The sequence below is a fragment of the Paenochrobactrum glaciei genome (assembly GCF_039522165.1).
In the GTDB taxonomy this organism is placed as follows: Bacteria; Pseudomonadota; Alphaproteobacteria; order Rhizobiales; family Rhizobiaceae; genus Paenochrobactrum; species Paenochrobactrum glaciei.
In genome coordinates, this window is sequence record NZ_BAAADE010000009.1 from 56,273 (window position 1) to 72,099 (window position 15,827).

At 47.2% G+C, this 15,827-nt stretch carries 14 protein-coding genes; 10 read left to right on the plus strand and 4 right to left on the minus strand.

Translation table 11 applies throughout. From position 1 onward, the window contains the following. The first annotated feature begins 74 nt into the window (after positions 1-74). On the plus strand, positions 75-758 hold the full coding sequence (locus ABDZ76_RS15120) for an MOSC domain-containing protein (protein ID WP_343807265.1): 684 nt from the start codon (positions 75-77) through the stop codon (positions 756-758). A gap of 73 nt (positions 759-831) precedes the next feature. Next, entirely contained in the window at positions 832-2,271 is a 1,440-nt protein-coding gene (pdxR, locus tag ABDZ76_RS15125; protein WP_343807268.1) for a MocR-like pyridoxine biosynthesis transcription factor PdxR, read from the plus strand. Between the two features lie 46 nt (positions 2,272-2,317). Here pdxR and ABDZ76_RS15130 read toward each other — a convergent pair whose 3' ends face one another. After that, positions 2,318-4,669: an autotransporter family protein gene (locus ABDZ76_RS15130; RefSeq protein ID WP_343807271.1), complete on the minus strand. Its 2,352-nt coding sequence runs from the start codon at positions 4,667-4,669 to the stop codon at positions 2,318-2,320. A 616-nt stretch (positions 4,670-5,285) separates the two neighbouring features. Here ABDZ76_RS15130 and ABDZ76_RS15135 point away from each other — a divergent pair. The 7 genes from ABDZ76_RS15135 (at position 5,286) to ABDZ76_RS15165 (ending at position 11,428) form a co-directional block, all read left to right on the plus strand. Beyond that, the gene (locus tag ABDZ76_RS15135) at positions 5,286-5,897 is read left to right on the plus strand and encodes a helix-turn-helix domain-containing protein (RefSeq protein WP_343807274.1); all 612 of its coding nucleotides are present in this window, start codon (positions 5,286-5,288) and stop codon (positions 5,895-5,897) included. A 130-nt stretch (positions 5,898-6,027) separates the two neighbouring features. Next, positions 6,028-7,194, plus strand: a complete 1,167-nt coding sequence (locus tag ABDZ76_RS15140; RefSeq protein ID WP_343807380.1) for an ABC transporter substrate-binding protein — start codon at positions 6,028-6,030, stop codon at positions 7,192-7,194. A gap of 114 nt (positions 7,195-7,308) precedes the next feature. Further along, entirely contained in the window at positions 7,309-8,076 is a 768-nt protein-coding gene (locus ABDZ76_RS15145; protein ID WP_343807277.1) for an ABC transporter ATP-binding protein, read from the plus strand. Next, positions 8,069-8,776, plus strand: a complete 708-nt coding sequence (locus ABDZ76_RS15150; protein WP_343807281.1) for an ABC transporter ATP-binding protein — start codon at positions 8,069-8,071, stop codon at positions 8,774-8,776. Before ABDZ76_RS15145 ends, ABDZ76_RS15150 begins: the two co-directional genes overlap by 8 nt. 4 nt (positions 8,777-8,780) lie before the next feature. Next, positions 8,781-9,671: a branched-chain amino acid ABC transporter permease gene (locus ABDZ76_RS15155; RefSeq protein ID WP_343807284.1), complete on the plus strand. Its 891-nt coding sequence runs from the start codon at positions 8,781-8,783 to the stop codon at positions 9,669-9,671. A gap of 14 nt (positions 9,672-9,685) precedes the next feature. Then, on the plus strand, positions 9,686-10,705 hold the full coding sequence (locus ABDZ76_RS15160; RefSeq protein WP_343807287.1) for a branched-chain amino acid ABC transporter permease: 1,020 nt from the start codon (positions 9,686-9,688) through the stop codon (positions 10,703-10,705). A 45-nt stretch (positions 10,706-10,750) separates the two neighbouring features. Next, the gene (locus ABDZ76_RS15165) at positions 10,751-11,428 is read left to right on the plus strand and encodes a cysteine hydrolase family protein (protein WP_343807290.1); all 678 of its coding nucleotides are present in this window, start codon (positions 10,751-10,753) and stop codon (positions 11,426-11,428) included. Between the two features lie 43 nt (positions 11,429-11,471). Here ABDZ76_RS15165 and ABDZ76_RS15170 read toward each other — a convergent pair whose 3' ends face one another. The 3 genes from ABDZ76_RS15170 to ABDZ76_RS15180 form a co-directional block, all read right to left on the minus strand. After that, complete coding sequence (locus tag ABDZ76_RS15170; protein WP_343807293.1) at positions 11,472-12,794, minus strand: type I glutamate--ammonia ligase; 1,323 nt, start codon at positions 12,792-12,794, stop codon at positions 11,472-11,474. A gap of 119 nt (positions 12,795-12,913) precedes the next feature. Continuing rightward, positions 12,914-13,468, minus strand: a complete 555-nt coding sequence (locus tag ABDZ76_RS15175) for a TetR/AcrR family transcriptional regulator (protein ID WP_343807296.1) — start codon at positions 13,466-13,468, stop codon at positions 12,914-12,916. Next, positions 13,468-13,956 (minus strand): HPP family protein, encoded by a 489-nt coding sequence (locus ABDZ76_RS15180; protein ID WP_343807299.1) that lies wholly within the window; start codon positions 13,954-13,956, stop codon positions 13,468-13,470. The genes ABDZ76_RS15175 and ABDZ76_RS15180 overlap by 1 nt, the downstream gene beginning before the upstream one ends. 436 nt (positions 13,957-14,392) lie before the next feature. On the opposite strand from ABDZ76_RS15180, the gene ABDZ76_RS15185 reads away from it, so the two are divergent. Then, positions 14,393-15,808: a CHRD domain-containing protein gene (locus ABDZ76_RS15185; RefSeq protein ID WP_343807302.1), complete on the plus strand. Its 1,416-nt coding sequence runs from the start codon at positions 14,393-14,395 to the stop codon at positions 15,806-15,808. The last annotated feature ends 19 nt before the right edge of the window (positions 15,809-15,827 follow it).

Genomic DNA, 15,827 nt, shown 5'->3' on the forward strand with positions numbered 1-15,827 from the left:
TCTGCCTCATCCGGTTATATATTATTGAGCCAATAAGAGAGTTGGACTCAAATAAGAAAATTGAGGCTTTTCAGATGATTTTGATTGATCAGCTTTTAGTCGGATCTGTGGTGCCTTATGGCCCGCGTGGCCTGCCAAGCGCTATCGGTAAAGCGCCGGTTGCAGAAAAGTGCTGGCTGGGGCTGGAAGGTTTTATCAATGATGAGCAGGGTGACCGCAAACATCACGGCGGCCCCGAAAAAGCTGTGCATCATTATGACTTTGATCATTATCAGCTGTGGCGCGAAGAAATCGGCGACAAAGAGATTTTAAGGCAGCCGGGCGCTTTTGGTGAAAATCTGACCACACGCGGTATCAGCGAAGATACAATTGCCATCGGTGATATTTTCAAGCTTGGTGGAGCCGTCATTCAGGTGAGCCAAGGCCGCCAGCCATGCTGGAAACTCAATATCCGTTTTGACACTAAGGATATGGCATTGCGCTTGCAAAAAACCGGCCGTACCGGCTGGTATTATCGGGTACTCCAGCAAGGCTATGTACAGGCCGGTGATACGCTCCAACTGGCTGACCGGCTTGCACCTGAGTGGACGATCCACAAAACATGGCATGTGCTTTATGTCGATACGCTCAATCATGATCTTTTAAGCCAGATGGCATCATTAGAGCCGCTGGCTGATAGCTGGCGGCAATATGCCAGCAAACGCTTAGGTTCCGGTAAAGTAGAAGACTGGAGCCGACGACTACAAGGTGACGCATAACAGACTGAAATCACATCCAAAACGAACCAACAGCATGTCCGTCGACTGCATTTTTTAAGAACTGATCGGTGATATGGGAAAAGGTACAACATTAGCAATTGAAGTCAGGGTCAAAGAAAGCGAGCCTATTTTTCTGGCGCTGGCACGCACAATCATTGCTGAAATTGAACGCGGCCGCCTGAAACCAGGGGACGCTTTGCCGGGCACACGCTCGCTTGCCAAAAACCTCAAACTAAACCGCAACACGGTGGATGCGGCCTATCATGAGCTGACTATGCAAGGCTGGCTCAATGCTGTAGCCTCGCGCGGAACTTTCGTGGCGGATGATCTGCCGGACTTATTAAAGTCACAAAATTCGCAGGCCAATGATGCAAGTGCGAAGCCGCTTAAACGCAAATCGCGCCAATATTTGTGGAATATTTCCGATGGTGCGCCGGATGCGCGACTATTGCCGATTGTGCCATTTGGGCAGGCATTTCGCCGTGCTTTAACCAGCAATAGTTTTCTGGATAATCAGTCTAATGACAGTGCTAATGGCAATGAATATTTGCGCTCGAACCTTTCAACCTATTTGAACGCCGAGCGGGGACTGATTGCATCAGAGCCGGATATTCTGATTTCACGCGGTAGTCAGATGGCGCTGTTTTTGGCAGCGCGTGCCATTGCAGAAAGCGGCATCAGCATTGCCGTAGAAAATCCGGGATACCCGCTGGCATGGGCCGCATTTCGTGCTGCCGGTGCCAATCTTATCAGCATTCCGGTGGATGATGGAGGTATTGATGTGGATGTTTTGGAGGCAATCGCCAAACGCGACAAAACATTGCGCGCGGTTTATATCACGCCGCATCATCAATATCCGACCACGGTGACACTGGGCGCAGCGCGGCGTTTGCGCTTGCTGGATATTGCGCGCCGTTATGGTCTGACGATTATCGAAGATGATTATGACAGCGAATATCGCTATGATGGACGCCCTGTTTTGCCACTGCGTGCGCGTGCTGATAAAGACCTGCCGATCATCTATTTAGGCTCTTTATCCAAACTTTTGGCACCGGGTATCCGTGTTGGTTATGCGATTGCACCGCAGGATATTTTGAAGAAAATGGCTTTGCAGCGTGAGGCGATTGACCGTCAGGGTGATGTGCCTTTGGAATTGGCGCTCAGCAGTTTGATTTCTGATGGCACGATGAAGCGTCATGCGCGAAAAGCCCGCCGGATTTATCATGCCAGACGTGATTTTCTGGCAGAAATTTTGACCGAGCGGCTTGGCGATGATGTGGAATTTACACTGCCATCAGGCGGATTGGCGATTTGGCTGCGTTTGAAACATGGGCTCAATGCACAGGAATGGTCGGAAAATGCTACCCGTTTGGGGCTTTCGCTCTTACCAGGCATCCATTATTCGCTGGATGAAACACAGCCGATTGAAGCGTTCCGTTTAGGCTTTGCCAGCATGAATGAGGAAGAGCTTGGCCGTGCGATACAAATTCTGATCCGCGCTAAGCCGAACTGACAATTTTGATGAAAGCGCTGCCTTTGTAAAAGGGCAGCGCTTGTGATTACCAATTGACCTTGAAGCCAACAGAACCTTTTACACTATAGCTTTTGCCAAAATGGTTCAGCGAAGTTTTGGCCATGCCTTCGCCATAGAGCTTATAGCTATTATTGTTCCAGCTATAAGAACCGCCGCCGCCCAGTTCTGCCCATGTCCTATCCTGCCGGCTGGTCAGTTCCATTGCAGTGATTTTCACTTTCTGAGTGCTGGAAAAATCCTGATGCAGATTGGCAATTCCGTAAAGTGATTGTTTGACCGTCGAACCGTGAGTGCCGGACGTTTCACTGTCATAGTTGAGCGCCAAGCCAATCCGCGCCGATGCTCGCTCACCTTTACGGTTTTCAACCACAGCGCCATAAGGATCGGTAAAATTTTTAAAATCAACTGATGACCAAATGAACTGTGCTTGTGGTGTCAGTGACCAATGCTCATCAATGTTCAGATTTTGTCCGGCTTCAATGCTGAGCGCATAACCAAAGCCTTTGTGATGACGGGCGAGGGTTGGCTTTGTAGCTTTGACGCTTAAGTCACTTTCGAACCAATTGCTCTGCGCCTGACTGTCGAGATAAAAACCGTTGCTGCCATACCATGTTAAAGCGCCGCTGAGACCTAATGCCTGACTGTCAATGGTGCCATCGCCATAGACATTGTCAATGCGAGCGCGTGCCTTGCCATATTGGCCGCTCAATGAAGCAATGAGTTTGCCAAAATCTTCCTCATAAAACTGGCCGTCTATTCCGGCTTGCAGCCTGTATGTATTGATATTTTGGTTGAGATGTCCGGTCGTGCCATTGGATTGTAAATGGTCATATCCGGCTTCTGTCCGTGCCCAAAAAGCGGTCGGATTAAGCTGATTTGCGAAATAGCGGTTGCCGGTACGCTGGCGTAAGCTTGGCAGCTGATTAAGGTTTTGTAACGTGGCCGTATAAGATTGATAGGTTAGTGCCGACGGGCTGTAACGCGGTGTTGTGCCGCCCTGATTATTGCCTTCGCCGCCATTGGGTTCTTCTTCGGAACCGGCCTCTTCGGGCGAGGTGGTTTGCTCACTCACGAGATACCAGCTTTCTGGCGCAGTCGCGCGGTTTTGCATGTCTTTTTTGGTATTTTTACGTAAAGTGTAAGCATAGGCAGAAGGCGTCATAATAGCGGGTTGGCCATCCTTGGTAACGTAATCCCCTTGCAGTTCAAAATTTCCATTAGCGGTTCCTGCCACTTCAATCAGCTTGATGCCGTTGATTGTTTGTGCACCCAAACCCCCGCGATTATTGATAATAATTGTGCTAGTGCCGGATGAGTGACCACCGATAAGCAACATATCTGTTTTAGAGCTGTCGTCTGCCAAAACAGAGTTCATATAGATTGTGCCACTGCCTTGATAATCGCCATGAATTTGTAAAATCGTGCCGCCTGTGCCATTAAAATAAAGCTCGCCTTCATTGGAAAGTGAAGGCAGAGCGGTGGAAAAACCACCCAAATCCAATGCGCCTTTGGCGGTAATGAAATGTGCGGACAGTGCATTGAATGCGTTAAAGGCACCTTGTGCAAGGATTCCGTCATGCACGAATGTGTCGCCTTGATAATGGCTGCTGCCACTTAAAATCTGTGTGGTTTCACCGGTTTTAATAAGATTTTGACCGCCTGTGATTGTGCCGGAAAAATTTGCGTCCGATGTTTGCTCTAGGGTTAAATCAGCATGTCCCAGCAATATTTCACCATCGCCGCTTAAACCGCCAACTGTTTGATTGAAATCCATAAAATCAACCGTTGCACCATTTTTGACGGTCAAAATACCGGAGCCGAAAGCATGGGTGGCAATATTGGCTTTTGCCAGTCCCGTTTCTGCAACAAAGCCACCAGATGAAGTATTTTCTCCGTTCAAAATCAATTCACCGGCACCGGTGAGATGTAATGCGCCATCGCCAGAGATCTGGCCGTTGAGTTCAAGCCGGTTGCCTTGCACATCCAAAGTGCCGCCACCGTTTTGTAGGATAATGTCGCGGTCTGTGCTCAAAGAGTTGCTTATTTTTAATGTACCGCTGTTAAAATTAAGCTCTGAAGATGGATCGCCAAGATTAGCATCATTGCTGATAACAGCGCTGCCACCTTCAAAAAAATTACCGCCTGAATAGGTGTTTACGGCTTCAAGATAGGTTAAACCGGCGCCTTGAAAGGCAAGGCTGCCAGTGCCTGTAATAGTACCATTGAGTATGAAAGCATTGCCTGAGCCAATCGCAGTAAGTCTCAGTTGATGGTGATCTAAGCTAATGCTTGCAGGAAAATCAGGATAAACTAGTTGAGTGATTATTCCAGTTTTACTGTTTACTTTCCACTCTTGCGAAGATGTTAATTCAAGCATTCCATGTAGAGTAATTGCTTGATTTACCTGACTGTCGATGCTTAGCCCATCAATGCCTGCAATTCGTAGTGGTGTTATTTTTTTGAATCTAATATCGAATGAAAAGCCAGCTCCCTCATATGGTTCAAGATAAACGAGTTGGCCAAATGTCTTTATGGTTGGCATGGGTAAAATTATTGTTGAACCTTTATCTCGATTATAAATTAACCTGTCGTATTCGCCGGGTATTGTTTTATCAAAGCCTCCTCTAGGATGAAGATTTATTGGGGTGCCTATTACGCCGATGAAATATAAATCCTCAGCCTTGGCGGTATTATAATTCATAAATATAATGATTAGTGTTGCGATCAGGCTTGAGAGTTTTAAATTAAATAAAATTTTAAAAGCACTAATGAGCATTTCGTCTCTCGATCATAGCATAACAAAAATAATCGTTTTAAAAAATTGTATTTGCTGAATAAATTACCATTCCTTGTCAGTTTTATCTTCCTGATAGGTTTGACGGTTTCACAATTTGAATGAATGTTTTTGGCTAGGTTGAAGAGAAAATCTCTTATGCTAGTGCCATTCATTTGTCGGGCTTGACAATTAATCGATTTTTTTGAACTCATTCCCTATGGGAAAAAATCTAAAATCAAATGACGAAGCTTCGCTTGAAACATCGTCCGGCAGTGTCGGTGCCAAATTGCGTGCGCGCCGCCTTGAGCTGAATTTAACGCTTGTTGAACTGAGTGCGAAAAGCGGCGTTTCTTTTGCAACCATCAGCAAAATTGAAACTGGCAAAGTCTATGGCGGCTTTCAGACGATTTATAAAATTGCGCGCGGACTTGGTATTCTGGTAACCGATCTGATGGAGGATGATCAGTTACAGGAAATTCCGGTGGTGGTGCAGCGCGCCCATGAGATAAAACCCCATAAAACGCAGCTTTATGATTATTATCCGCAGGCAATCCGTGTGCATGGAAGGCTGAATTCCAATCGGATGATTATCAATACGCGCATTGTGCCTGACCCAATTGACTGGAGCAATCATGAGGGCGAGGAAGTGGTGACGGTGCTCTCCGGTGCCATCGATTTGCACTATGCCGGGCGAGAGCCATTGCGACTGGAAGCAGGCGACAGTGCTTGTTTTGATTCTGCTGTTCCTCATGCTTATGTCAGTACCAGTGATGTGGCGGCAGAAGTGTTTTTTGTCTCCACACGACCTTCAATTCACGAGAATTCATAATTTTCATAATTGAAAATTTTCTTTATTGACAATTTTGTTGTGTCTCCATAGCCTCACTTCCAAGAGGGAGTTGGGCGCCATGATTTATGGTGCCTGAGGAATAAAATGAGGAGGGTGGCGCATGAAATCTCTGGGGCGCATTTCACAATTATCTTTAGCTTTTGGTTTGACATTTTCACTGGCAGTACCGGTGCTGGCCGATGATATTATCATTGGTGGTGCACTGAGCCTGACAGGCGTGCAGGCACCATTGGATGAGGCCGGCCTTAAAGGTGCAGAAGTTGCCGTTAAATATTTGAACGAGCAGGGCGGCGTGCTTGGCAAGCAGCTGAAGCTTATCAATATTGATGGTAAAAGTGATCCGGTTGTGGTTGGCAATAATGCCATCAACGCGATCAATCAGGGCGCGAAGCTGATTATTGCACCTTGCGATTTCGATTTTGGCGGCCCTGCCAGCCGTGAAGCACAAAATGCTGATCTGGTTGGTATTTCCACCTGTGCATCTGACCCGCTTTACAGCTCGTGGTCGCTGGGTGACAAGCAGTTTACCCTTGCAATGTGGAACACCACTATGGGTGCCACGGCTGCGGAGTTTGCTTATAAAGAACGTAACTGGAAAACCGCTTATGTGGTGACAGACCAGTTTATTGCTTACACGAAAAGCCTGAGCAAATATTTCACCCAGCATTTCAAAGATATTGGTGGTGAAGTGCTGCTGGAAGACAGCTACACGCAAGGCGCACAGGATTTTTCTGCGCAGCTCGCCCGTTTGCAGGCACTGCCAAACAAGCCTGACGTGATCTTTATTTCGTCTTACATGCCGGATTTGGGCACGATCATTCGCGCTATCCGTGAAGTAGGCATTACCACACCGATTATCGGTGGTGACTCTTATGATGATCCAAGCCTTTTTGATGCGCTTGGTGAGCGTTTTGGCAATGATGTCTACTTTGTTGGTCACACATGGATGGGGCCGGAAGCGCATCCTGATATGCCGAAATTTATCGACCTTTATAAAGCACAATTTGGCAGCGAACCGGATACATCTTTTGTTGCGACCGGTTGGGACACTGTGATGATGATGGCAAAGGCCATTGAAGTTGCAGGCTCTACAGATGGTGCAGCCGTTGCCAAGGCGCTGGAAGAAACCGAATTTGATTTGCTGACCGGTAAATTGTCTTACAGCAATGCCGAACTTGGCCATCAGCCGAATAAATCCGCAGCGATCATCGCTGTTAATGCCGGAAAACCTTCTTTCCTTGGTTGGCGCCGTGTTGAAAGCCAGCCAAACCCGTAACTTGCAATAATGGCATTGTTTGTCACTGACTGGATCGCCCTTGGCCATTGTGGTTGAGGGCGGTCATCAGCATCGGCGCATTGTCTTTCAATTCCTCCATTGGATAAAGAAAATATGACTGAGCAAAGCCTGCGGGCTCATTCAATCATTGTCGAATTTTCCGGTTTAAGGGCGCTGGACAATGTCAGCCTGCACTTGAACAGAGGTGAAATTCTGGGGCTTATTGGTCCGAACGGATCGGGCAAAACCACATTGATCAATGTGCTGACCGGACAGGTTAAACCTGTATCGGGCACAGTGACATGTGATGGTGAAGATTTAAGCGCTTTGCTGCCGCGCCATCGGGCGCTGCGCGGAATTATGCGCTCTTTCCAGACAGTGCGTTTGTTTCATAATCTGACAGTGCGCGAAAATATCGAAGTGGCAGCAATTGCCAAAGGTTTGTCGCGTAAGCAAGCCGGACGTGCAGCTGACCAATTGCTGGAAGAATTCTCGCTTTTCCATCAGCGTTTCGAGCTGGCAAGTGCGCTCAATTATGGTGACGAGCGACGGGTGGAAATTGCGCGTGCTTTGGCGGCATCGCCTAAATATCTGCTGTTGGATGAACCTGCTGCGGGCATGAATGAAGAAGAATCTTCCATGTTGATGGAAATTCTGGCGCGTCTGCCGCAAGAGCGCAATCTGGGCATTATTATTATCGATCACGACATGCCGCTGATTATGCGTTTGTGCCATCGCTTGCAGGCCATTGCGCAGGGTAAAACCATCGGCGAGGGCGGTGTGGATGAAGTGCGGCGGCTACCGGCGGTTATCGAAGCCTATCTTGGCGCGGACGCGTTGGAACATGATGCCGATTATATGAAGGCAACTCCTCATGCTTGAAATTAATTCCATCGAACTGCGCTACGGCGCTGTGAAAGCTGTGCGTGATGTGAGCCTGAAGGTCAATCAGGGTGAGCTGGTCACGTTGCTGGGTGCCAATGGTGCTGGCAAATCGTCGACGCTGAAATCGATTGCCGGTGTGCTGAAACCAAGCCGCGGTACAATTACATTGAACGGCGAAAATATTGCCAATCTGTCACCGGAGCAGCTGGTGCGTCGCGGTGTGGCTATGGTGCCGGAAACGCGCGATGTTTTTCCGGACTTGACTGTTGATGAAAATTTGCAGCTTGGTGCTTTCAGCCGTCGCCGTGATACGCGCGGCGTTGAAAAAAGCCGCGAATTTATGTTCGACTTATTTCCGCTTTTGGCCGAGCGCATCAAGCAGCCGGCAGGCACTTTGTCGGGCGGTCAACAGCAACAGCTGGTGATTGCGCGCGCGATGATGTCTGATCCGAGCTTGTTGTTGCTGGATGAGCCGTCACTTGGCCTCGCTCCGGTAATTGTGGATGTCATTTTTGAAATGATCGTCAAATTGCGCCAGTCGGGTCTGACCATTCTATTGGTTGAGCAAAATGCCTCCAAGGCAATGAAAGTCAGTGACAGAAACTACATTCTTTCACTGGGTCGCGTCGCCACACATGGCACAACGGCCGAAATTGCCGAGCGCTCCGACCTTAAATCAATCTATCTGGGAGGCTGAGAAAATGGCCGTTTATATTCAATTTCTCACTGATGCTCTCAGTCTCGGCAGTCTTTATGCGTTGATGGCGCTCGGGCTGGTGATTGTTTATGGTATTTTGAAACTGGTCAATTTTGCTTATGGCGAATTGATTATGGTTGCAGGCTACACACTGTTTTTGCTTGGCGGCACGCCATTTCCGTGGCTGGCCATGGCAGGTGTCGCGATTATCATGGCAATTTTAACCGGTATCGCCACTGAATATGTGGCCTTCCGTCCGGTGCGCTCCAAATCCGTCACCGCGGTGCTGATTACCTCATTTGCTTTTTCAACATTGTTGCAAAATGCGGCTTTGCTCTTCATTTCGCCACGCGCCCGCACTGTGCCGCTGCCGGAAATTTTCTCTGATACCATTAATTTGGGCGGGGCAATTATTCCGCTGCGCAATATTCTGACCATTGTTGTGGCCGTGATTATGCTTGGCATTTTCACGTATATCATGAAGAAAACCGTGCTTGGTCTGGCCATGCGCGCCGCGGCAACCAAATTCACCATGGCACGTATGCTTGGCATTCCGGCTAATCTGGTCATTACCTCAGCTTTCGCAATCAGTGGCTTGTTGGCCGGTGTTGTGTCACTATTCTGGTTTGGCCGTATTGGTTCTGTCGTGCCGGGCATCGGGTTGGAGCCATTGCTGGTGGCCTTTATTGCGACCGTGATTGGTGGCATGCGCAGCCTGCAAGGGGCTGTGGTCGGTGGCTTTTTATTGGCGTTGATTGTCACAAGCTTCAACTATTTCCTGCCGCCGGAACTCTTGAAATTCCGCGACGCTTTCACATTCTCACTGGTCATTTTGATCCTGCTTTGGCGCCCTGATGGCTTGATTAAAGGCCCGGCAACCGGTCAGCGGACATAACAGGGAGCAGGATCATGAATAAAAATAAACTCATTACACTCGCTGTGGTTATCGCGCCGGTTTTAGTGCTGGTACTCATCGCTAAAATGCTTGGCTTTCCGGTTTTCGAGCGTATCGCAACCCTGTTGCTGATCAATATGATCCTCGTGCTGGGCTTGCAGGTTTTTATGGGCAACTCAGGCATTTTGTCCTTTGCTCACATCGCCTTCATGGGCATTGGCGCTTACACATCGTCGCTTTTTACCATTCCGCTGCAAATGCGGGGCATGGTGTTACCTGATCTTTATCCGGTGTTAAAGCCGCTTTTGCTAAGCCCTTATAGCGCGATTGTGCTTGGTGCTATTGTGGCAATGCTGGTAGCGGCACTGATTGCTTATCCGCTGATGCGCTTGTCAGATGCGGCAGCGGTGATCACATCTTTTGCGCTTCTTGTCGTGATGCACACAATCATGGTCAATTGGAGCGAAGTGACCAATGGCCCGCGCACCCTTTTTGGAGTGCCAAAAGCAACCAGCCTTTATCTGGCAGCAGGTGGTGCGGTTTTGGCGATGATTGCTGCACTTTTCTTTAAAGAATCCCGCAGCGGTTTGTTACTGCGTGCTGTGCGTGATGATGAAGTGGCAGCAGGCGCAATGGGTGCCAATCTTTCGCTGTTGCGTTGGCGCGGCTTTGTATTGAGCGCACTGTTTGCAGGTTTTGCCGGTGGCATGTGGGCACATTTTATCACTTCGTTTCAGCCGTCAGCGTTTTACCTGAAAGAAACCTTCGTCATTCTCGGCATGCTGGTGATCGGCGGTGCAGCGACTGTTTCAGGTGCGGTGCTTGGTACATTTCTGGTGACCTTTGCATTTGAAGCATTACGAGCCGCCGAAAACACGCTCAATGCTTCCGCTGTGTTGCCATGGCAGATGATTGGTCTGACCGAAATTACTCTGGCGCTTGCCATGATTGTCATTCTGATCCTTCGGCCAAGCGGCCTGATCGGGGCAGAAGAGTTTGGTGCGCTGATAAGTAAAAAATGGCGGCGCGACTAATCACAAACTTCATCATTCGTGTTCATATATGATCGGGAGAATTCTATGAGCTGGAAAACTAATTATCGTTCGTTTTATTATCAGGGCGCACCGGAGCCTGATGATATTGTGCTGGATCCAGCTGAAACTGCATTGCTGGTCGTCGACATCCAAGGTGTTTATCTGGTGCCTTCTGAAGATGCCGCACAGCGTGACGCGTGGGCGCCGTTTCGCGAGCGCATGAATGATGTTGTCATTCCTAATGTTGCCAAACTGATCGACAAATGCCGCTCTCAAGAATTGGAAGTGATGTTTGCACGCATCGCTTGTCTTAAAGATAATGGCCGTGATCGTTCCCTCAGCCAGAAAAAGCCGGGCTGGAATTATCTGTTGCTGCCGAAAGATGCTGAAGAATCCAGCATTGTGCCGGAATTACAGCCGCAGGGCGATGAGATTGTTTTCTGCAAAACAACAGACAGTGCCCTGACCGGCACCAATATGCGGTTGATCTTGCAGAATATGGGCATCAAAAACGTTATTGTTGTGGGTATTTTCACTGACCAGTGTATTTCATCCACCGTGCGCAGCCTTGCTGATGAAAGTTTCAATGTGGTGGTGGTTGAAGATTGCTGTGCCGCAGCAACCAAAGAGCTGCATGACCATGAACTTGAAATCATCAACATGATTTATTGTCATGTGGTTTCATCGGATGAAGTGGTCAGCTTCCTCAAGCCTCAGAAATAATCTTTTAAACGGCCGGCTGAAAAATCAACCGGCCGTTTTTATTTTAATAGAGTTTCCGATAAAGCGCGGCAATGTCCTCTTGATCGAGGTGTGCGACACGCTCGATCTCATATTCCTTCACCGCAAAAAATGTTTCTCTTAACGGTTCCGGCAACCATCCAAGTGCTATCGGATCAGTTTTCAGTGCGTCCAAGGCTTTTTCCAGCGTTTCGGGTAAGCGCTTGAGCTGATGATGATCACGCTCTGACTGGCTCATTTCTTCCGGATTTTTATCTGTCAAAATGGGTAATTTGAGCTTGTTGGTTATGCCATCCAGCCCACTATAAATCAGCATAGCCAATGCCAGATATGGATTGGCGGTAGCGTCGCAGGCGCGATATTCCACATTAAGTTGCTCTCTTACATTCAGACCGGGCAATTTCAGAACCGGACACACCCGCAAACTTGCCTCGCGATCCTGCTCGGCAAGCCATGTATAAGACGAGCTCCAATTATAGGGTTTCAATCGTATATAAGAGGAAACACTTGGAGCCGTTAAGGCTAAAATCGCAGGTAAATGTGCTAAAATGCCTGCACAAAAAGCGGCCATGCCGGCTGACATTTTAGCTGTGCCATTTTCATCATAACTACAAGAGCGACCATCAGCATCTGTGAGGCTAAAATGAATATGGACACCATTTCCAGCCTGATCGGCCAAAGGTTTGGGGGCAAAGCTACATTCCCAGCCATAATTGCGCACGAGTTCGCGGGTGATTTCCCGCACGGCAATGGCTTTATCTGCGGCATAGAGCGGATCATCGGGCGAAATGCTGATTTCTAATTGTCCAAACCCGAGTTCTGCCAACACCACTTCAGGCTCAATATTTGCATCACTGAGAGCTGCAACCAGTTGCGAAGCAAAAGGATCAAGCTGCCGAAGTCCTGAAAAAGACAAAGAATGCGCCGGTGCCTTACCCGTTTCAAAGACATAAAATTCTTGTTCAAAAGCAACTTTTAATTTGAGGCCGGTTGCTTGATAGAGGGCGCTAATGGCTTGTTTTAAAAAAAAGCGCGGGCAGGCGACCCAAGGTGAGCCGTCAATTTCGGTCAGGTCACCCATGATCATATCGAAGGTTGTTTCAGTACCTGTTTTACTGGTAGTGAAACGTGCTTTTTCGTCAGGAATAAGACGTAAATCACCCGATGAAAGCCAGATATTTCGGCTTGCCAGCCTGTTAAAAGCGGTCAGTGACAGGTTGGATGGTATCCAGCCCACGCCGCGGGATTTTAGGTCGTCAAATTTATATGCTTGTATAAACCGGCCACGGGTAATGGCAGCCAGATCGGTTGTTACGATGCCTGCAAGAGGTTCAAATTGTTTTGACATTCCGCCGCCCTTAACGAGCTTGTCTTTAGAAAAGCCCACCGAATATTTAAAACCTATATAACAGCGCCTGTAGATTGTAGCAATTTTTTGATCACATCAAACCATGTTGAGCAAGATTTTTAGTGACGCAGGTTCAGCTGACGTAATGATTGCATTATATTGGTGAAATATTGCTCATTATCCAAAGCTTGGGTGACAATAATCGCGCCCTGAATGCCTGCAATAGTGGTTGTGGCCAATTGCAAAGCTTGTGCTTTGTCATGCCCAAGATGCACTAAATGTGTAGCTAGTATTTCGATCCAGCGACTGAAATATTGTTTTACCTCTTCGGCAAAACGATCGCGGGTTTCAACCAGAGCCAATGCGCCGATGAGGCAAATTCTACGACCCGTTTTGAAATATGTCTCAACGGCCGAAAACATTTTTGCGAGAGCATCCGTTTCATTATGTTCGAGTGGCAGAAAAATGTTTGCCTCGAACCAATCGCCGATATCGGCTATCACTGCTTTGGCCATTTCATCTTTGCCACCGGGAAAGAAATGATAAAGGCTGCCTTTGCCAAGCTTTGTATGCTCAGAAATCAAAGCAATGCTTGTGCCATCAAAACCATAGCGACGAAAAACTTCCCCCAAAAGAGGGATGATATCGGCTTTTTCCAGAATGATTTTGACCATTAACTGTTCCTTAGAGGATAAATCCCGCGCGTTAAGCGATGATAGAAGCAAGCGATGGTGACGAGCAAGACCGCACCGATCATGACAGGCATAATCAGAAACTCAAAACCTGGATTTTCTGCAAAAATAGCAAGCGGTACGGCACCTGCTGGCGGATGGGTAATGCGTAATGCGGCCATGATGCTGATGGCCAAGCCGATGGCAATGGCAACGCCCCACCATTCGTTGGGCAAAGCTTGGCGAGCTAATAATCCGACTAGAGCCGAAACAAAATGACCGCCGATAACATTGGCTGGTTGGGAGAGGGGACTTGCTGGTGCGGAGAACAAAAGAACGCAGCTTGCACCAAAAGGCGCCATGATAAAGGGCGAGCTGGAATAGAAGCTGAGAGCTCCGAGCGCGCCGATTGCCAGCAAACCACCAGCACCTGCAATGGCTGACATGCGCAGCGGCTGTTGTGGTTGATGACGTGTCACATAATGCTTCATGAATGGCGAATCCTGTACCAATCGTTTTATATTTTACCAATTGGTACAGAGGTTATCTTGTGTGGTCAAGTGATGAAAAAATATTTAAGAATGAATGTCAAAAATTATAAGCTCAATTATAATAGTGAAAATACAACCAAATTTAAAACTCATTTTTAAAATTTATATTTATATATAGAAATAAATAAATTGTAATTTAAGTTAAATTTTCTTTGTTTTATTTATTTATGGTGTTTATATGTTTAAAAGAAATTTATGGTTATCTTCATCAATATTATTTTTCATATTTTCTGGCAGCGCATATGCTCAGAATATTATAAATGTAGAAGACTATAATTTTAAAAAAAGTAATGAAAATTATTTTGCTAATTCATATTCTGGTCTGACGCTGTCTGTCCAATCTAAATCAAATGCAGAAGCGCCAGCCTATATAGCTTTGCCTGATACAATCACGAATACGCATCATGTGCAAAAAGTTTTTGCTGCTACCAAAAAAGGCAAGGATGGTCAGGCTGAGTTTGATGTTTATTTTCCGTTGCTCAATGGTGTGAGTGAAATACCACTCAAGATATACACTGAAAGTGTCAATCCGGCAGAGATTACGCAAGAGACACCCTATATTCCTTATTTGGTGCAAATCGAGAATAAGAAATCAGGCCATGCTTTGATGCTCTATCAGGAAAACAAAGAGCGCAATGTTCGCGTTTTTCAAACAACGGGCTCGATGCCCGGCAATCCGGAAGGATATAAATCGGTTGACTATGTTTGGTATGGCCGAAATCTGGATAATGCTTCACAAGTGCTTGTCAATTCGATCGCCCATATCACGGAAGAGAAGGGCGGTTCTTTATTGACTTCATTGAATTTACAACAGGTCTCTGGCGGCATGGCCTCCGATATCCGTATTTTCAATGATCCTGCCAATGACAATAAAGCACATCTTTATTTGCAGACTGATCAGACAGGCTTGGCAACTCTGCGCTTAAGCCCGACTGATAAGGTTGTAGGTGGGCAGCTGATTTACTGGCCATTTGCTAATAACATCTCGGAAACAGCTCGTATTGTCGTTTATAATCCGGATAGTTTGAGCAAGGATTTTATAGCGCCTGTTATCCGTAAGAATCCTGTAACGATCGGAGATAACCCCGTTTGTGATGTGCCGGTATTTGATATTGCAAATAAAAGCCCTCACCATATTGATGATAATGGGCGACTTTATCTGCTTATCAATGGCAAATACGACACTTCAATTGTTACAGAAAACAGCGATAGCCTGAGGGTAAGTGGTTCAGGGCGGTTTGTGAATACGTCAACCTTGGATTTGCCGCAGCCCAATGATGCGCAATATGTTTATGTTGCAGAAGATGGGACTGTGGGAACTTCGGCTAAATATTCATTTTTCGCTTATGCAGGTGATATCGTAAAGCAGCTTAATCCTGACGGGAATATGATTGTTAGCTGTGAAAAAGATCAAAAAGCGATCTATAATTTTAATACTACAATGTCGCCGATGAATGAAATTCCACCTGTTACAGGCAATAAAGCCACTGGCGAGGTGACGGCTCAATATGACAGGAAAACAAAAACACTTCAGTGGAAAGTGACATATTCAGGCTTGAGCGGTACCACGCAAACACCGGTTGCGGCACACTTCCACGGACCGGCATCACCGGCACAAAACGCTGATATTATCATCAACATTCCGGCAGACCAATTGACCAGCCCGATTGAGGGGCAGCAAGTTCTGACGGATGAGCAGGAGGATGGCTTGATCAGAGGTCTGTGGTATTTCAACATTCATACAAAACAAAATCCGATGGGCGTTTTGCGTGGACAGCTTGAGCCTCAATAACAGAAATTGCCGAACTGAC